Raw genomic sequence first — 16,791 nt, forward strand, 5'->3', positions numbered from 1 at the left:
ATCTCGCTGATACGGATGATTTCGCATTCCCTCCCCGAACCAACCAAGCAGAGCACAAGAACAGCGGCATGAAGGCAGGTCCCAGGTGGCCGCGCGCGTCTCACCAAGTCACGCGGAATCCGCCGGTGCCCTTGTAGCCATGGTTCTGATCGGCATTGTCGAGACTGGCGCGATAGGTGACCTCGCCGAATAAGGCGTAACGACCGTTGGCCCAGCTATAGGTGCCGCCGCCGCCGATGCTGCCCCACAGCCGATTGTTGGCGCTGGCAAAGCCCGAGCCTGCGACATCGATGCTGGTGGTGTTGAGGAACTCGTAATGCAGATTGCCGATCGCGTAGACGTCGGAGCGAACGACGCCCGAGTCGTCGTTCCAAGTGCGCTGGTGATTGACCGAGAAGCCGAGGCGGCCGAGCAGGCTTTCGGCATTGCCGAGCGAAACCTGCGCACCAAAGCGGTCCGTAAAGGGGTCGAAATCGACCTTCGAATAGGCGAGCTGCGCCTGCGGCGTCAGCCAGAAGCCGTTGCCGAGGCCGAACCGCTTGCCGCTCTCGACGCTGAAGGCGTAGCCGAAGCCTTCGTTGCCATGGATCATGCTGCCGGCCAGCGCAGACGTCAGGTCGGTGCGGTAGAACATCGTCTGTGCCTGGCCGTCGACATAGAAGCCGTTGTCGCCGTACCAGGTCGCCGTGGCGCCGACGCCGCTGCCGGAGGCGCGGATCGTGCCGTTGCCGAAGAATGAATTGACGTGAGCCGTGGTCAGGCCGTATTGCGCGGTGAGGCCGACGATCAGCCGGCCGTAAGCATTGTCGAGAGCAAGGCCGTCGAGCCCGGTCTGCGCCTTCATCTGATCGGCGTTGTAGGTCGAGCCCGTGGTGTTGGACGGCTGCAAGCTGGTTTGGCCGCCCTCGATGCGGCCCCAGAACGCGGACTGCGTCCAGGACGGATCCGCCTGGGCCGTGTTGACGCCGGCGCGCGCCATGGCCTCGCTGCCGCCCCAATAGCGGTTGCCAACGCGCTGCTGCAGCGACGGCGCATCATTCATGCCGAGCAGCACCTGCGCGTAGTTCTCGTAAAGGGAACGCCGGGTTGATAGAGCGGGCCGGCAGGCGCTGAGGCTGGCGGATTGATCAAGCCCGATCGCAAGTACCAGTCGCCGTCAGTAGGATTGCTGATGCCGTTCTTTTGCAGGGTATAGGCATAGGCGCCTCCGACCACCGCCTGCTGGCCTTGAAGCACATAGTTGCCCTGCAGGCCGAACGTGCCGTTCGACGCGCCGACGACGTCGACGACCTTGATGCCCTCGGTTGTCGGCGCACCGGAGCCGCCGATATTGGTGACCCTGAGCGTGGAACTACCCGAGGTATTTCCCTGAACGACCAGCCGATCAGTCGGCGACGCGTCGCCGCCGAGCGCCGCGTTGAGCCGGACCAGGCCGCCATTACCGACATAGTTGTTGGCCATGGTGAGGGTCGTTCCCGGCGCGCCATTCAGCGCCACGGTGCCGGCGTTGCTCAGTGTCGTCAGCGTATGGTCGTACCCAGCGAGATCGAGCGTACCGCCTGAGAGCACCGAGAACGCCGAGTTTGGACTCAGCACATTGGAGCCACCTGCGCGCAGCGTGCCAGCCGAGACCGTGGTCGGGCCCGAATAGGTGCTTGCGCCTGTCAGCACGGTGGTACCCGGGCCGCTTTGATTCACCGCGCCGCCTCCCGACATCGCGGTCGAGAACACATAGTTGGGATCGGTGTGGTTGAAGTTGACGCGCCCCGTTCCGGGCCCGAACACCAGCGTCGCGGCATCGAGCGTGCCCGCGCCGGTGGCCGCTTGACCTTCCGCCCCGCCGATATTGAGGACGCCCGTGGCGCCGGCAGCGCTCGCGAACGTGAGCGCACCGCCGACGCTCATGCTTGCGCCGTCTGCCAGCGTGACGAATCCTTTGCCGGTACTGGCCCCGATCACCTGATTGCCGGTGACGAAATAAGTTGAGCCGGTGCCGGAAACCAGAAGATTGGCGGTGCCACCATTAATCGATGTGCCAATCGTTGACGTCGCTGCGCTCGCGGCTCCGCCGGCGAGGATCGACATCGATGCGCCGCTCTGCAGATTGAGGGCGCCAGTCGCTGTCCAGCTCGACCCCGCTCCCGAGATCACGACAGATTTCGTGCCCGTCGCAGCAAAAGAGGTTCCGACGGTTCCGCCGTTGCTCTGGACGGCGCCGCCATTGGTGATGTTCAGAAATCCGTCCGTAGCCGTATTGGAGCTCGAGACGTTGAGTGCACCCGCGGCATTTAGGCGAGATCCCGCGCCGTCGACATTGACAGTCGCTGTCTGTCCACCGGCGCCACCGAGAGCAGTCGTGGCATTGGTCGTCGTCGTAACCACGCCGCCGTTCAAGATGTTCAAGGTGGCCTTGCTTCCGACGGTCGCGCCTACCGAGACGCGCCCGGTCTGCAGGAGCGAGCCGGTCCCGCTCACCGTCGCGGTCACCGTCGCGTTCACTCCGTCCAGCAACGTGTTGCTGGTGCCGGTGATCTTGCCGCCGTTCAGAAGCTGCAAGTTGCCAGTGCCCGTCACGCTCGTGACGCCGGTGTAGTTGCTCGCCCCTGTGAGGGTCTCAGTGCCGGCCGAGACCGTCAGGCCGCCGGAGCCGGTGATCGCGCCCGCGAACGTGTCGTTGGCACTGGTCAAAGCCAGGAACTTGGCGCCGAGAACGACGCTGCCTGCTCCGGCAAGGCTCTGAATGCTTGCGCTCGCCGGAGTGACCGCGGAAATGTTGAATGTGCCGTCGGCGACCACGCGGCTTGAATTTGTAACCGCGCCGCTCCCCGACAGCGCCAAGGTGCCGGTCTGAATCCATGTCTGCCCGGAATAGGTGTTAGCGCCGGTCAGCGTGAGGGTGCTTCCGCCGGTCTTAGTGAGCGCGCCGCTACCAGCGAGAACTCCGGAAAGCGTCAGATTGGCGTCGGTCTGGAAAGTGCCGCCACCCGCGTTTATCGTGACCGGCAGCGCGGTCGTGAAGGCCCCCGTGTTCTGTAGCGTACCGCCATCAAAGGCCAGTCCGCCCGTGCCGAGATTGGTCGCGGCGGCCACCGAAAGCGTGCCGGCATTGATGGCCATCACACCGGAAAAATTGGTGCTATTTGCCCCGCTGAGCGTGAGTGTGCCCGCGCCGATCTTGGTGAACGTGCCCGTGCCGCTGAAGGGTGAGGACGCGGTCACGTTGAACCCGGCCGTATCTACCGTCAGTCCGCCTGGGGCTATGTTGAGCTCGGTTCCGGTAAAGCCGCTGACGAAGCTCGCGTCGTCGGCAGTCGCGCGCAATGTTGCGTTGTCGAAGTTGACCTGAGCGGCGCCAGCGCCCGCCACCAACCGAGAAGTTGCCAGCGTGCCGCCGCTGTTAATGTTCAGAGCGCCCGTCGAGGCCGCCGCGACCGCAACGGTTGTGACGCCCGCGACCGCCGTGCCACCATTTTGAATGTTGAGCGTGCCGTTGCCGTTGAGGCCGACGATGAGATCAGCGCCGACGTTCAAAAGCGAGTTGAGTCCCGTGACGGTCGCAACGCCGACTGTTCCACCAATATTTCCGCCGAGGTGAACAAAGGTAGTGGTTGTCAGCGTTCCGCCGCTCTCAATGTTCAGGATGCCGGAGCCCCCGCTACTAAATCCGAGACTGGCGCCGCCTGTGACCGCCACCCTGCCACCATTTTGGATGTTGAGCGTGCCGGCCCCAAACGAGCCGAGGCGGAGGGAATTGCCGACCACGGGGACGTTCATCGTCCACGTCGATCCCGCACCCGTCACGGTCGCGACGCCGGTTGATCCCAAAGTCGCGCCCAAGTTAACAAGAGTCTGGCTTGCCAACGTGCTGCCGTTCTGAATCCTGAAATTGCCCGTTCCACCGCCTGTACCGATGGTGATGGTGCCGCTCGTGGCAGTATTTGGACCGGTTACGCCGAGGATGGTGGGATTGGGCGCCGTCGTGTTGATGGTGACGGGGCCGTTCGCAGGCACGCCGCCGGTCCAGTTGGCGGCATTCGTCCAGTCGGTGCTGACGCTGCCGTTCCACGTCTGCGCTGCCGCCGAGCCTGCGGAGAGGGCCGTTAGTGCAGCGACCGAAACGGTTGCGAGGAGAAGTTGCCGGGCCGTTGTTCCAGTCGCGTCGGGCGCCCGTGCCGACTTCCGCGCCGACGATATGACGGCCTGAAACCAAGCTATTGCGCCTGGAGTATTCCCAACTTTCAAGTCACCCGCCCCCGGTCACACGAACCCGATCACCGTTCACATCCATTGACCCGCGGCGCTGTTGTGGCGCGCGCGATGGCGGACTCGGACTGCATCCACGCTAAGGGATCGCTCTTGATCGTGTCAACGAAGCCGATGTGCATTGAAGGCGGGAACAACCGGAGGTGTGCTCTAGGAGCAACTACCTGCGCCGTTAACCAAGCATCAACCATTCAAAGGCAAGTGCTCGCGGTCACGAAGCGGATCTCACTGGCGTCGCAACGTCTACAATGGGCCGCCGATCACGCCCAAGGTGGAGCACGGGCCTTGCTGATATCTAGGTGACTGGGGATTGTAGGCCCCAGTTTGAGACAGGGCGCCGCCGGGACAATGCATTTCGAGCCCGGCGGCGTATCTTTTAGGGACTAGCGGCACAAACCGCTTGCGGTGAAGTGGACGACGGCACACGCCGCAATTTCGCGGGCCGGTCATGCTCGGCTCGATCACGATCGGGTCCGTACGAAAGCTGCAGATGTTGGTCAGCAAGCTTATTCCGGTCGAACGCTCAAGTGAGAACAAGCCGTCACGAGCAGCAAGGTTCGCTGCACTGCCAATCCGGACCCAACCTTGGATCAGGCACTCCGCGAGAAGTGGCGATTGCCATAGTCGTGCCAGTCGCCACCAGAACAACGGCCATCAGCGCGAACAATCGAGAGGTTGTCCAATTGGCTTTCATGGCGCTTCCCTCCAGTTGAGCGCGCACGCTATGCTTAGTGATGCCTGCCGCTTGTGAACTACTTCACACAATGCGCATCACACCAGCGTGCAGGACGCCTGCCAGCGTAAACAGGCGGCCCGCTTGCCCCTCAGACATTTCGTGTTTCTGTCATCTAAGTCGGACAGAATAGAGGGCCTGGATTTAAGACCCGGCCAGGGAAATACCAGCGCCAAGGGGGCGAGGATACTCCGCTCTAACGGCGCTGTGGAATGTTGCCTCGGGCCGTCCCCGTGAAGCAAAAAGGAATGAGATAGTAGCCGTCAAAGGGAAGACGATGATGATTGACAACCAGTTGGCGCGTGCACATCGCAACAATATTCAACGCTATCGTCACTTATTGCAAACCAGCCTGACAGAGTTCGAGCGCCAGTTTGTCGAAAAGCGCTTGAACGAAGAGCGATGAACCTGGAGATTTTGGTCAGCTCGTTCTCAAAAGAAGCGCGTCGCGATCAATCACGAGCCCTTGACAGCCGCTTGGCTTAAGTTGCCTGAAGCGGCCGCATCTCTGGTTGCGACGCAGCAGGCCTGCCAGGGTGAACCGGCGGCCCGCTCTCCTGCGGAAGCATCAACCGTTCGGTTGAGATCTTAGCCGTCGAGGTTGAAGACCCGCCAAGGCCACCCGTCATTGCGCGATGACGGCTGGGCTACCCACGGACTCGGATGCCCAACCATCGTCGGTTAACCGCATCAGCCAGACCTTCAGCGTCACCCGGCTGCTGAAACGGTATGCGCAATGGACCTACACCGAGGTTCGGCGGGTCATGAGGGTGCTTCCAACTAGATCCCACGTCCGCCACTTCGCCGAAAACCGATAACCTTCTTATGGAAACTTATGAAAGCGTTAAATGGTCGTCGTAATACTACGTGCATATTTTGAAAATTTGGGGGACACCGGTGTTCAAGGTAGTCGATTTCCCGCGCGGTCGAGGGCGTCCTACATTTCATCCCGCTGTTCGTCGGCTCCAAGGACTAACGAACGTCTTGTCTGAGCTGCATGAAGTAGATCTTCAGAGCCAACACGACATGCGGCGCACTCTTTGGCTCCTCGATCTTACCAACAGGTGCGTCCAAATCGTTCTGTCTGACTTTAAGGATGATCCGTCTATCCTTGAGCTCACTCGGCAAGCAGAAGAACTAATCAATAGTGTCGCGACAGCCCGACAGGTGGTTGATCAACTGGGCTCAGTTTTGCACGGCGCTACTCTAAGCAGGTTTCAGTCATGAAGCTTGTTGCTACGCACGAGTATCCGTATCTCGACGTTCAAACCTTAAGTGAGCGCCGAGCGCGCGACACGTTATTTCGATGCGGCGAGAACTCCTTCTTGTTGCACATGACTCCCGGTGATGGGGAGGAAGACCAGCTTTTGTGGTTGGATAGCCGGGCGGCACTGCTCTGGATCAATCAAAGTGCTGAAGAATACGGATCGATTTAGGGACTGCTATAGCAGTTGAACCGATGGTGGAGACGCGTAACGCACCACGTTTTCGCGCGGCCATGCCAGCGCAAATCGAGGGTGCTGGAAACAAGACCTCCTGCATGATCCGCGATATCTCGACTTCGGGCGCGGCGCTGCAATTCTTGGATGCGACCGACCGAATACCTGCCAGTTTCATTTTGATTATCCCAGAGCACGGTCTGAAGTTGGCGTGTCGGGTGGCCTGGCGCGCACCCTTCCGGATGGGTGTGATGTTCCTTTGAAGGTTGGAACTTCAAGTTGCCGCTCAATCGGGGGTGTCGTGAGTATTTTATTACTTTTACTCGCGGCGTACGTTGTTGGCAGTCTTCTCCTCCTGGCATTTCGCCAATAGGGCCGACGACGGCCGCAACCGTTGCCGTAAATCCTCAGCCCAACGCCGGATTAAGGTTTCTGGCTGGTTGTTTTTGACTGTGTGCGCTTGAGCGCGTTCACTCCATGAAGCGGATGGAGACGAACGTGATCATCTGGCTATTAGTCATCCTCATTGGGATCAGTGTCGCAATCCTGATCGCGCACGCGATTGACGCAATACGTTCCTGAAATCAGGGTAGTGGCGCATGTTTCGGTTAGGTGTAAAAGCGCGCGCAAACTATGCGCGTCGGGGCCTGCGGGTCTCTACGACAATCGCAAGCTGATTAGGTCCTACGAGCGGACCACGTCCATAGTCGCGATCGGCCACTCGTTGTGGGCTCACTGCGCGGTCGCATCCGGCGCCACGCTCAACGGAGCTCCCCCGACTGAGATCGGACCTGTAGGGTTCATCACACGCGACGACGGCTTCTTTTGTTTGGAGACAACGTGCGTCGTTGGTACCGGCGATACGTGAGCCGTCGAAGCGGCAGGCGCGACAGCGGGCATCGGCGAAGGGAGTGATGGCGCGGCCGGTGCTTGAGGTGCTGGACTCTTCATGGCGTCGATCTTCGAGCTGAGGCTTGCGAGCTGACCCACTATCTCCTTTAGCTGCTCCTGCTGGTCGGCGATCGCCTTGTCAATGGCCGCCAAGTCGTCGCTCGCTTTTTGCTGTGCAGCGAGCAGATCCGTCATAACTGCCTTGTCGCTGGACCCAGTTTCTATTTCCGTCGTCTCGCGCCCGAGGGACTGAATGAGCATTCCCGGGTTGAGCCAAGCATAAGAACCAGCTGCGCCTACGAGCAAAAGTACGAAAATCAAAATGAGTACAAGCGGCCATCGTCGCCGAAGGGGCGGTGCGAGAGTGGGCGATTCTGCGTTCGGCCAATTTAAGGAAGATTCGGTGCTCATGTAGTCTTCCTAATCAGCCCTTTCGCCCAATGCAATCAGCGTTGATAAGCGGAGCTTGTTGGAAATTTGCGACCTTTTAGTCATTGCCTAATCTGGCGACATACGGAAGCATGAGCGCTTGCTAAGCAGGGCGCGCCGCATGGGCCTTTCTATCCGCTTTTATTTATTCGCCGAGGACGGGCTTCAAAGCATCTCTCAGCGCGTGATGACGGGTCTGATCCGCGGCAAAGACGCCATGCCGCAGTACGCTGGCACGAAGCAGAAGGTTGCTGACGTCATCCTTGAGAACGAGGGGAAGAAGCCGGTTCGGATCGAGAGAGTGCAGGGGAGTTTCCTGACCTTCGATGAAAAGGGCCACGTGCACAAGGATCTCGTGGCATCTGGCTTTGCTGCATTAGAAACGGGAATGGCGCTCGAAGAAGCTCTGAAAAAGCCGCAAAACAAGATCGTTGATCTCACCCCGAAGCTCAATCGTGAGAAATGGGAGAGAGAGAACCGGTGGACGCTCACCAAAGAGGATCTTGATGCGATTGCGGACGACATCTGGCGGCGTAAGCGCGCTGGACGGCCCAGGGTCGAGCGAGCAAAGGGAGCGGCACTCAAGCCTCCTAAAATTACGTGGGAGGCGGAGGAAGCCCTTAAAGAGATCAGCAACAGCCTTATGAGCATCGACAACAAACTCGGGTGGCTCAGCGAGCCTGCGTTGAAGGGCGTTGCTTTCAACTCCCGAGAGAATGCCAAGATCGAGGCTGATAGGGCAATGTGGCTGGGAGTTGCCGAAGCGGCGGATCGGTGCCGCGAGATACTTGTCCGGCGGCGGACAGGTCGCGGCGTCTGGTATGCGATCGTGCAAATCCTGAGGTGGGATGCGCCTCGGCGCGTAGCTGAAGCGTCGGCATCCTTCCACGAGCGGCATAACTCGATGGCGGAGGCGGAGGAGGCCGCCCAACGAATGCTAGTGGAGCATGCCACTCATTTTCGCGCCGACATGTCGGTTGAAGCGGAAGTCTTGTGCGAGCTTGAATGGGACCAAGATAGCGATTCAAGGCTGCTGTGATCTGGTAGAACATGGCCGGAACAAAATCCCCGATCTTTCCCCGGGTGTTGCTGCTTAGTTCTGCTCTTTCGTGCCTACAACTGCCGAATAGGCCTGAGGCCGAATTTTCAGAAACTCTGCGTTTTCAGGGGTTTTAATGGTGGGCGCACAAGGGATCGAACCTTGGACCTCTCCCGTGTGAACCACAATCCGTAGTCCCTAGCCAACCCGAGCTAGCCATAGTAAAAAGTAGATAAGTCCATGCATTGCATGGGGTTTCGCCATATGCGGCCATAATAGGCCACAACTGACCAAACTACATTTTGTATGCCCCCGCTGTGCCCCCGTGCCATCTTCCCTTGGGGCACACAAATCGGGGAGGGTCTGTGCCCCCTCTGTTCTTCAAGGGCCGTCCTTCCACGCTGGTGTGCCCCGAAGCGGAAAAAGCGAAGGAAAGTCAATGATCACTTTCCCTTCGCTTCGATGGTCCCGGAGGCTACGGGGCACACCGCGACAGGGAGCACAGGGAATATGCCGGAGCCGACCAACCACCTGACACTCACTGATGCCGTAATCCGCAACGCGACGTTGCCGCCGGGTAAGGCGCAGCATTATCTCCGCGACGACAAGTTGCCCGGCCTCGCGCTGCGCATGCGCGCGACCGGTGGCCGGACCTGGGTCTACCTTTTCACCAAGCCGGGGGTGAGGGGGACCCAGCGCAAGACCCTCGGCGCCTGGCCCAAATATAATGAGAAGGCAGCGCGCAAGGCCGCCACCATCGCCGCGGGCGAGGTCTTCAAGGGCGTGGATCCGAACGACGCCAAGCGCGAGGCGAGGCGGCAACAGGCAGCCGAGAAGCAGCGCACCACGCTAACCACCCTCATTGTTGAAGATGGTCCCTACCAGGCGTCCTTGACCGGACGCCAAGTCGTCAACTGGAAGCCAGCAATGTCGGCGCTCCGGCGCGGGCTCAAGGAACACGCCGAGAGCGCCGTCGGAGACCTGACGCGGCGGCAGATCATGGCGGCTGTCGACAAGATTACCAAGACCGGCAAGCGTGGGGCGGCCAAAGACCTGCGCAAGCACACCCACACCTTCCTCGAATGGTGCGTCGGCGAGGGTTATGTCGACCACAATGTGCTCGCTGGTTATCGCGAGCCGAAGGAAACCCGGGCGCAGCGGATCTTGCGCCGCACCAAGGGACGCGCGCTGAGCGATGACGAGATCATCAAGGTCTGGCAGGCATCCGGCAAGCTCGGGACTTTCGGGCTTCTGGTACGGATGTGCCTACTGGGCGGCCCGCGCCGCAGCGAGCCAACCATGATCGAGTGGTCGAAGCACGTCATGGACGACCGCATCACCTTCGATGCCACGTGGACCAAGATGGGCCTGCACCACGACCTGCCGCGCACCCATCTCGTTGACGAGGTGCTCGCGGCCGCGAAACATTTCCAGCGAGCAACCTCCGACTATGTCTTCCCGTCACCAAAGACCGGCGGCCAGATGTCCGGCTTCACCAAGATGGTCAACCGCTTGGTCAAGGAAGCGAGCGTCGCCAAGTTCACCATGCATGACTTAAGGCGCAGCTTACGCACCATCATGTCACGCTGTGGCTACGACAACGAAATCCAGCGGCTGTGTGTCGGGCAAAAACCTAGCGGAATCGATCAGGTCTACAATCACGACGAACAGTGGATCATCCGCAAGATGGCGTTTGAAGCGGCTCACGACTACATTGCGGAGTTGGTCGGCGCGAAACGGGTCGGCAAAATCGTGCGTCTGCAGCGGACGAATCCGCTTGACCCGATCAAGGCCGAGCTCCTCGGCCGTCTCCGTGAGCATTTTGCGGCTGAGGCGTCTTAGTGGTCTTATCGCACTTGGCCAGATAGTCGCGCACCGCATCGACACGATAGAGCGGGCGGCCATCGACGTAGCGCCATTTCAGCGGGTGGTTCGGATCGCGCCGCCACTGCTCCAGCGCTCCGGGCGTGCGCCGGATGACCGCGGCCGCCTCTAATGCCGTTAAATTGGAGCTGCCCGGTAGCGCATCGATATCGAAGGTGGCGGGCGGCGGCACGCCACGGTTCTTACGACGCCGCTTCGTGGCGTGTGGCATCTTCCGACTATTTGGTAGCTCTAACGCCTCGATCGGAACCTTTGCGTCCTTGCCGCTCATGCCTCAGTCCCGAACCGTGATCGGTCTGAGCCGATAAGATCGTACGCCGCTCTAACAGGAAAGAAATCAAGTTCGCAGGTGCAGCTGCTGGGTCGCTGTGGCGTACAAATAGGACGAACCGCTTCGATGCGTCTGGGACGCGCCCGGGACCCCCTTCGCTTCATCCCGAGCGCATAGGTTCAAAATCCTTCCCTGAAACGAAGTTTCTTCTGAATAAAATCAATGGATTATCCCGCCTTCAGCGGCTTTTTTCATGTGGCGTAAGGGATTTCCACACGTTACCCGGAATCCCTGTGCTTTTACATCGCAATATCAAGGTCTTACAGGCGCTCTTCTGATTGGTTGCCGAGCGTTGCAGTTTTCTACATGGCGCGCGTCTGGCGCATGACGAACGTCGAAAATCTCCTGTGAATGTTCGGAATAGGCGCACTTTTGCGCCTTGAATTTTCCTAAAGACTCGGTCACGGTGTTCGCTATTCCGAACTTTTTGTAACTCTTTAGAGGAGCCTCCCCGTGCCCCTGAACAACACAGAACTTCAGTATTACGACTTCAACGTGCTGCGCCTGCCGGCCGACAAGCGCAAGGAATATCACGAGCAGGTTGACCGCCTGATCACCGAACTCAGCCGCACGGTACGCGAGAAGACAGCGATCAAGATCACGAAGGTCGTCAAGGCGGGCTCCTTCGCAAAGTTCACGATCCTGCGGAAGACCTCGACCGACCCGGTCGACGTCGATGTCGTGTTCTACATCTCGGGCCGGAGCATCGACCATGAGACGCTCCAGGGTCTGAACGACACCATCTACAAGCTGCTGGTCGAGATCTATCCCAACAAGGATGTCGAGGACTTCGAGATCCAGCGCAAGGCCGCAACGGTCTCGTTCGTCGGCACGGGCCTGAGCGTGGACATCGTCCCCGTCATTGAAGACTCGCAGCGCGCCAGTTACGGCTGGCAGTTCGATTTGCAGGACGGCTCGAAGCTCCAGACCTGCGCTCCCTGCAGATCAAGTTCGTGCGCGACCGGAAGAACAAGGACAAGGACTTTCGCACGTTGGTCCGCTTGACGAAGAAGTGGCGCAATCACGCCGAGCTGAAACCGCTCAAATCCTTCATCATCGAGCTGCTCGTCGCGCACCTGCTCGACACGGAAGGCAACACCGGATCGATTGAGCAGCGGTTCCGGCGCATCCTTCTCTACATCGCGCAATCCGGGCTGACGGAGCGCATCCAGTTCGCCGAGAACACGCCGCCGTTCGGCACGTTCAACGACCCTGTCGTGATTATCGATCCGGTCTACAGCCTGAACAACGTCGCTAGCCGCATCACCGAGGCCGAGCGGCAGGTGATTGTGGCAGCCGCGCAGAACGCCTGGGAAGCCGCGCACTTTGCTTCGGCAGAGGATGACACCGAGGTGTGGAAGGAAATCTTTGGACCCCGCTTCAAGATCGAGGAACCTGCATGACCCACTCTGCAACTGCCAGTCAGACGTATTCTTACACCAACGCCGACGTCGAGGCGGTGGCGCGGAGGTTTACGGCCGATCTCGTCATGATCGCCCAGAGCTCCGGCGCCATCACCGAAGCCAAGGCGCGCGAGTATGCCCACGATGCGAGGCCCTCGCCAAGAAGGGGTTCCTGAAAAGGTTGACATCACCTTGCTCCGCGACTTCACGCAGGAGGTGTGCGCGGTGCAATACACCGTCAACACTGCCTCGGGCGATCTCACCATGAGCCGACCCGGCGGGGTCATGTGGCGGCCCAAGGTCGCCAATCCGTACTTGCGTATCGTTCTGTTCCACACCGACGATTACACGTTCCCCGAGCGCGCCGCGATGAGCTCCAAGCTGAAGATCAACTGGAGTCCAACAAGCGACGACACCAGCCATGCGACGCTGAAGTCGGCGGGCAACCGCGACTATGCCAGCAACGCATTCGGTATGCAGCGAAAGGACTTTGCCTCATGAACCAGCCGGCTCCCAAAGTCTTCGACAACGAAACTCCGCTTCCGGACCCTGCACTAACCGCCAAAGCGAAGACGCTGCTCGGATTTGAGGAGCGGTACAAGCGCGTTCACAATCAGCTTCGCCTCCTTTTGAGCCTCGATGAAATCGGTGCCTGGAACAAGAAGCACCACGGCGGCAAGTTGCTGCTGACTGAACTTGTCGCCGAACAGTATCCCCTCGCCATCTTTCACGGCGACGTGGGTACAGGAAAAACGGCCAATGCCGAATGCCTGGCCAACCGCATTGTTGCAGAGGCTCGTGCGGATGATTCGATCTTGTTCAAGCTCAGCAACCGCGTTCGCGGAAGCGGCAAGGTCGGAGAGATGGGCACGCACCTTTCGGAAGCGTTCCACCGCGTGACCCAATCCGCGGGCCGCGGGCGGCGCGCCATCCTTATTATCGACGAGGGCGACTCACTGGCGGCTTCTCGGTCTCAGGACAATAGCCACCACGAAGATAAAGTTGCCGTCAACACGCTCATACAAGGTATCGACGATCTACGCAGGTTTGGTGGCCGTGTCGTCACCTTCCTTTGCACAAACAGGCTTTCGATCCTTGATCCCGCTCTGCAAAGACGCGCGGCCATTGTCGAGGAATTCAAGAGGCCGACGGCTGAAGAACGCAGGCAGCTATTCAAGCTCGATTTGGCAGCCCTTGGCCTGCCGGAAAGTCAAATCGCGCAACTGGTAGTCGCGACTGAAGCAAAGAATGGTCAGCCGTCGTGGACGTACTCCGATATTCGCACCCGCCTTTATCCAAGTGCGTTGGCGCTCGCCTTTCCAGATCGCCCGCTCTCGTTCGAGCATCTCAAGTCTGTTGTTCTGGTCATGAAGGCATCGCCGACATTGGAGGATTGCTGATGGTCAAATCGCCTCTGTTTGGACGCCGCATCCACATCGCGGGCAGCGTGTCACTGGAGTTAGCTCACGCCGCCACGGCAGACGTCGCTCAGGCCCGCGAATTGCTACAGGGCGTTGTCCGGGAACTCGTCGCGCGAGGGGTAACCTTCGCGCTACCCGTTGACGGGGAGAAGGTCCGGCCTGTCGACAGCAAGCCGATCTGCTTCGATTGGCTGATCTTGGAGACAATACACAAGAATCTCGCCCGTCGCCCGACCGGTGCTCCAAATCCCCTCCTCGTTGCCGTGCAGCACCATAAAACGGAAGAGCAGATCCCCGCGGAATTTCAGGGCCTGTGGGATAAATTGCGTTCTTCAGATCTCATCCAGATCGAGAACGTGTCCCATTGGAATATGAACAGCAAACGGATGGAGGCACAGGCGCGCTGGGGCGACATCCTCCTTACTGTCGGTGGTTCTGAGGGTGTTGTTCCTCGCAAACCTGTATCACGACGCAGGAAAGCCAGTTGTGCCCCTCGGCTGCAAGGTCACACCGGCGGATCAGGGCTCGCGCCGGCTTTTCACCTTAGGTCTGTCAAGCAGTCAGGCTCCGCGCCTCTTTCGAACTGTGGCTCAAACCGCTCACACCTGGATGAATCGCATCAATTTCACGGCGCGTACCGATACGGCCGATCAGGTTAAAGGCATCATAGACCTTCTGGAAAATCTGGAACCGCCGCCCGCGTTCGTCGTTCGACTTTTGAATCCGGACCATGAGGACTGGGCCGATGTAGAGGCGTTTTTCCAGGTGGTGGTGCAGCCGGTAATTGAGGGAGAACTGGGTTATCGTATGGTTGTCGTGGATGGTCAGCAAAAGTACGAGCACGCGCGCATCGATCAGGAAATCTTTGCTAAGCTGCACAGGAGCCGGGTCGTCCTAGCCGACATTACGGGAATGCGACCCAATTGCTTTTTAGAGCTTGGCTATGCCTTTGGTCGGAGCCTTCCGACAATGCTGACCGTCAAGGAAGGGAGCGCTCATCCGTTCGACATCCACACCTTTGCGGGCCTGCATTGGAAGACGAAAGGAACGATCGAGGAGCGGCGGCGAGCGTTTCGAGAGCATTGGGCTGCGATCCAAAGTCGACCACCCCTTGTCGCCACAGAGCCCCTAATCTCATGAACTCCAAACGCGAAATATTCATTTCGATTGACGTTGAGGCGGCCGGCCCAATACCGGGAGAATACAGCCTTCTGTCAATCGGTGCCTGCGACGTGGACGAGCCGACGCGTGCATTTTCCTGTGAACTACAACCGATCAACAGAAATGCCGACCCCAAGGCTTTGGAAGTTGGCGGTTTCTCGCTGGAGAAATTAGCCAAGACGGGTATTCCCCCAAAGGAGGCGATGGCAAAGTTTGCGGCGTGGATCGAAAGCTTTGTGCGCGAGGGTGATACGGCGGTGTTCGTAGGCTTCAACGCACCGTTCGATTGGTCCTTCGTAAACTACTATTTCCACAAATTTCTTGGGAGGAATCCTTTCGGATTTACCGCGCTCGACATCAAGGCCTATTATATGGGCGCCACCGGATGTACATGGCGGGATACGCGCTCTAGTGCAATTGATAAGAAGCTAAACCCAAAGTCTAAATCGGATCACGACGCCTTGCACGATGCTCAATATCAAGCTGAACTGTTTCGTCTCATTCGTAAGAAGTTGGTATCTCGGCGGGCAGATAATGCCTGACAGTCACTCCAATTGTTACTCATAAAGGAGAGACACAGATGTCCACAGCGCTCGGAGACAAAATCCGCCGCCTTCGAAAAGAGAAGGGCTTCAGCCTCGACAAGCTCGCCGAGCTTTCAGAGTCGAGTAAGAGTTACATTTGGGAGCTAGAAAATAAGAACCCACCTCGACCATCTGCGGACAAGCTCGCGAAAATAGCGCATCAGCTTGATACAACGATAGAGTACCTTCTCGATGAAGGAGAGGCTCTCTCCACCGAAGATGCCGCAGACGCCAAATTCTATCGCCAGTACCGGCAAATGGATGATGCGACCAAGGCAAAGATACGAAAGATGGTAAAGCTTTGGGGCGATGACTCATGACCTCGCCGTTCTCTCCCGAGCGTTGGGCTTTCGAGATCACCCACGTTTTGAATGCGGTCTTGGGAGCAGAACACTTTCCAATTAACGTCACTGCCGTCGCCCAGGAATATAGCGCTCAAAAATTCCCCCATGACCCGATTTTAAGGATAGTCGGGGACAGTCTGCCCGGCTTCGATGGCGCTCTATACAAGGCTCCGGCGGGCAAGAAAGGATGGGGCATCTTTTACAACAACCAGATACGATCGACCGGCCGAATTAATTTTACGCTTGCGCATGAATTCGGCCATTACCTCCTGCACCGCCTTTCTTATCCCGACGGTATCAGATGTGGCGAGCTCGATTTCGTTCAGTGGGATTCCGAATACGGCCAAGTCGAGCACCAAGCCAACGTTTTTGCCGCCAATTTGCTTATGCCGCTCGACGATTTTCGCCGGCTTGTTCCACCCGATTCCACAATTGACCTAGACGCTATTTCCGACTGTGCGGACAGGTACCGCGTGTCGCTGATTGCAGCTGCGCTGCGCTGGCTTTCCTATACCGAAAAGCGCGCTGTTCTTGTTGTGTCGAGGGACGGCTTCATTCTTTGGGCTCGCTCCAGCGCAAGGGCGCTGCGGACAGGCGCGTATTTCCGTACATCGGCGGGGCCGATCGCCATTCCGGCTGCGTCGTTGGCTGCTCAACCATCGAGCGCCGAACGGCAGGCCACGCGGCAACACGACGGGGGTGTTTGGTTTCCGGAACCGGTCGTTGAAATAACCGTCCTCTCTGAGCAGTATGAATTCGCAATTTCGCTTCTTTTGCTTCCCAACGATCCTCCGCCGTTCGAGGATCGCTTCGGCGGCTCATTCTCTGGGTTCGCGGCGCAAAAGCGGACAACCTAGAGAAGCATCAAT

Annotated in this window: 15 protein-coding genes and 2 pseudogenes; 14 read left to right on the forward strand and 3 right to left on the reverse strand. The window is 58.9% G+C overall.

Going from position 1 to position 16,791, the window contains the following annotated elements:
- Positions 1-100: 100 nt before the first annotated feature.
- A pseudogene (locus tag ACTGJ9_RS11920) lies at positions 101-4,011 on the reverse strand (autotransporter outer membrane beta-barrel domain-containing protein).
- Between the two features lie 1,262 nt (positions 4,012-5,273).
- Between ACTGJ9_RS11920 and ACTGJ9_RS11925 the strand changes: the two are divergent.
- The 3 genes from ACTGJ9_RS11925 (at position 5,274) to ACTGJ9_RS11935 (ending at position 6,698) form a co-directional block, all read left to right on the forward strand.
- Positions 5,274-5,402 carry a hypothetical protein gene (locus ACTGJ9_RS11925; RefSeq protein ID WP_456677193.1) on the forward strand — a complete coding sequence of 43 codons (129 nt, stop codon included), beginning with the start codon at positions 5,274-5,276 and terminating at the stop codon, positions 5,400-5,402.
- A gap of 817 nt (positions 5,403-6,219) precedes the next feature.
- Entirely contained in the window at positions 6,220-6,432 is a 213-nt protein-coding gene (locus ACTGJ9_RS11930; RefSeq protein ID WP_456677194.1) for a hypothetical protein, read from the forward strand.
- A gap of 23 nt (positions 6,433-6,455) precedes the next feature.
- Positions 6,456-6,698 (forward strand): PilZ domain-containing protein, encoded by a 243-nt coding sequence (locus ACTGJ9_RS11935; RefSeq protein ID WP_456677195.1) that lies wholly within the window; start codon positions 6,456-6,458, stop codon positions 6,696-6,698.
- A gap of 469 nt (positions 6,699-7,167) precedes the next feature.
- Here ACTGJ9_RS11935 and ACTGJ9_RS11940 read toward each other — a convergent pair whose 3' ends face one another.
- Positions 7,168-7,737, reverse strand: coding sequence for a hypothetical protein (locus ACTGJ9_RS11940; RefSeq protein ID WP_456677196.1), 570 nt, complete (start codon positions 7,735-7,737; stop codon positions 7,168-7,170).
- Positions 7,738-7,876: 139 nt separating this feature from the next.
- On the opposite strand from ACTGJ9_RS11940, the gene ACTGJ9_RS11945 reads away from it, so the two are divergent.
- Complete coding sequence (locus ACTGJ9_RS11945) at positions 7,877-8,794, forward strand: hypothetical protein (RefSeq protein ID WP_456677197.1); 918 nt, start codon at positions 7,877-7,879, stop codon at positions 8,792-8,794.
- Between the two features lie 510 nt (positions 8,795-9,304).
- Complete coding sequence (locus ACTGJ9_RS11950; protein ID WP_456677198.1) at positions 9,305-10,636, forward strand: tyrosine-type recombinase/integrase; 1,332 nt, start codon at positions 9,305-9,307, stop codon at positions 10,634-10,636.
- On the opposite strand, the gene ACTGJ9_RS11955 is transcribed toward ACTGJ9_RS11950, so the two are convergent.
- Entirely contained in the window at positions 10,581-10,949 is a 369-nt protein-coding gene (locus tag ACTGJ9_RS11955; RefSeq protein WP_456677199.1) for a hypothetical protein, read from the reverse strand. The two genes, ACTGJ9_RS11950 and ACTGJ9_RS11955, sit on opposite strands and share 56 nt — an antisense overlap.
- Positions 10,950-11,462: 513 nt before the next feature.
- Between ACTGJ9_RS11955 and ACTGJ9_RS11960 the strand changes: the two genes are divergently transcribed.
- From ACTGJ9_RS11960 to ACTGJ9_RS12000, 9 genes and pseudogenes are all read left to right on the forward strand, one after another.
- Complete coding sequence (locus ACTGJ9_RS11960) at positions 11,463-12,014, forward strand: SMODS domain-containing nucleotidyltransferase (RefSeq protein WP_456677200.1); 552 nt, start codon at positions 11,463-11,465, stop codon at positions 12,012-12,014.
- On the forward strand, positions 12,011-12,412 hold the full coding sequence (locus ACTGJ9_RS11965; RefSeq protein ID WP_456677201.1) for a hypothetical protein: 402 nt from the start codon (positions 12,011-12,013) through the stop codon (positions 12,410-12,412). The genes ACTGJ9_RS11960 and ACTGJ9_RS11965 overlap by 4 nt, the downstream gene beginning before the upstream one ends.
- Positions 12,409-12,588 carry an HORMA-1 domain-containing protein gene (locus tag ACTGJ9_RS11970; protein WP_268738918.1) on the forward strand — a complete coding sequence of 60 codons (180 nt, stop codon included), beginning with the start codon at positions 12,409-12,411 and terminating at the stop codon, positions 12,586-12,588. Before ACTGJ9_RS11965 ends, ACTGJ9_RS11970 begins: the two co-directional genes overlap by 4 nt.
- A complete protein-coding gene (locus ACTGJ9_RS11975) occupies positions 12,548-12,913 on the forward strand; it encodes an HORMA-1 domain-containing protein (protein ID WP_456677202.1) in 366 nt (121 codons plus the stop codon). Before ACTGJ9_RS11970 ends, ACTGJ9_RS11975 begins: the two co-directional genes overlap by 41 nt.
- Positions 12,910-13,812: an AAA family ATPase gene (locus tag ACTGJ9_RS11980; RefSeq protein WP_456677203.1), complete on the forward strand. Its 903-nt coding sequence runs from the start codon at positions 12,910-12,912 to the stop codon at positions 13,810-13,812. Before ACTGJ9_RS11975 ends, ACTGJ9_RS11980 begins: the two co-directional genes overlap by 4 nt.
- A pseudogene (locus ACTGJ9_RS11985) lies at positions 13,812-14,973 on the forward strand (hypothetical protein). The gene ACTGJ9_RS11980 and the pseudogene ACTGJ9_RS11985 overlap by 1 nt, the downstream one beginning before the upstream one ends.
- Positions 14,970-15,536, forward strand: coding sequence for a 3'-5' exonuclease (locus ACTGJ9_RS11990; RefSeq protein ID WP_456677204.1), 567 nt, complete (start codon positions 14,970-14,972; stop codon positions 15,534-15,536). The pseudogene ACTGJ9_RS11985 and the gene ACTGJ9_RS11990 overlap by 4 nt, the downstream one beginning before the upstream one ends.
- Positions 15,537-15,574: 38 nt before the next feature.
- Positions 15,575-15,898 (forward strand): helix-turn-helix domain-containing protein, encoded by a 324-nt coding sequence (locus ACTGJ9_RS11995; RefSeq protein WP_247396089.1) that lies wholly within the window; start codon positions 15,575-15,577, stop codon positions 15,896-15,898.
- Positions 15,895-16,779 (forward strand): ImmA/IrrE family metallo-endopeptidase, encoded by an 885-nt coding sequence (locus ACTGJ9_RS12000; protein WP_456677205.1) that lies wholly within the window; start codon positions 15,895-15,897, stop codon positions 16,777-16,779. Before ACTGJ9_RS11995 ends, ACTGJ9_RS12000 begins: the two co-directional genes overlap by 4 nt.
- Positions 16,780-16,791 lie beyond the last annotated feature (12 nt).

The organism is Bradyrhizobium sp. RDM12 (assembly GCF_051917485.1).
In the GTDB taxonomy this organism is placed as follows: Bacteria; Pseudomonadota; Alphaproteobacteria; order Rhizobiales; family Xanthobacteraceae; genus Bradyrhizobium.

Bases quoted from the DNA above. Each gene is read 5' to 3' on its own strand.
- ACTGJ9_RS11925 (WP_456677193.1), top strand. From the start codon at position 5,274: ATGATGATTGACAACCAGTTGGCGCGTGCACATCGCAACAATATTCAA.
- ACTGJ9_RS11930 (WP_456677194.1), top strand. From the start codon at position 6,220: ATGAAGCTTGTTGCTACGCACGAGTATCCGTATCTCGACGTTCAAACC.
- ACTGJ9_RS11935 (WP_456677195.1), top strand. From the start codon at position 6,456: ATGGTGGAGACGCGTAACGCACCACGTTTTCGCGCGGCCATGCCAGCG.
- ACTGJ9_RS11940 (WP_456677196.1), bottom strand. From the start codon at position 7,737: ATGAGCACCGAATCTTCCTTAAATTGGCCGAACGCAGAATCGCCCACT.
- ACTGJ9_RS11945 (WP_456677197.1), top strand. From the start codon at position 7,877: ATGGGCCTTTCTATCCGCTTTTATTTATTCGCCGAGGACGGGCTTCAA.
- ACTGJ9_RS11950 (WP_456677198.1), top strand. From the start codon at position 9,305: ATGCCGGAGCCGACCAACCACCTGACACTCACTGATGCCGTAATCCGC.
- ACTGJ9_RS11955 (WP_456677199.1), bottom strand. From the start codon at position 10,949: ATGAGCGGCAAGGACGCAAAGGTTCCGATCGAGGCGTTAGAGCTACCA.
- ACTGJ9_RS11970 (WP_268738918.1), top strand. From the start codon at position 12,409: ATGACCCACTCTGCAACTGCCAGTCAGACGTATTCTTACACCAACGCC.
- ACTGJ9_RS11975 (WP_456677202.1), top strand. From the start codon at position 12,548: ATGCCCACGATGCGAGGCCCTCGCCAAGAAGGGGTTCCTGAAAAGGTT.
- ACTGJ9_RS11980 (WP_456677203.1), top strand. From the start codon at position 12,910: ATGAACCAGCCGGCTCCCAAAGTCTTCGACAACGAAACTCCGCTTCCG.
- ACTGJ9_RS11990 (WP_456677204.1), top strand. From the start codon at position 14,970: ATGAACTCCAAACGCGAAATATTCATTTCGATTGACGTTGAGGCGGCC.
- ACTGJ9_RS11995 (WP_247396089.1), top strand. From the start codon at position 15,575: ATGTCCACAGCGCTCGGAGACAAAATCCGCCGCCTTCGAAAAGAGAAG.
- ACTGJ9_RS12000 (WP_456677205.1), top strand. From the start codon at position 15,895: ATGACCTCGCCGTTCTCTCCCGAGCGTTGGGCTTTCGAGATCACCCAC.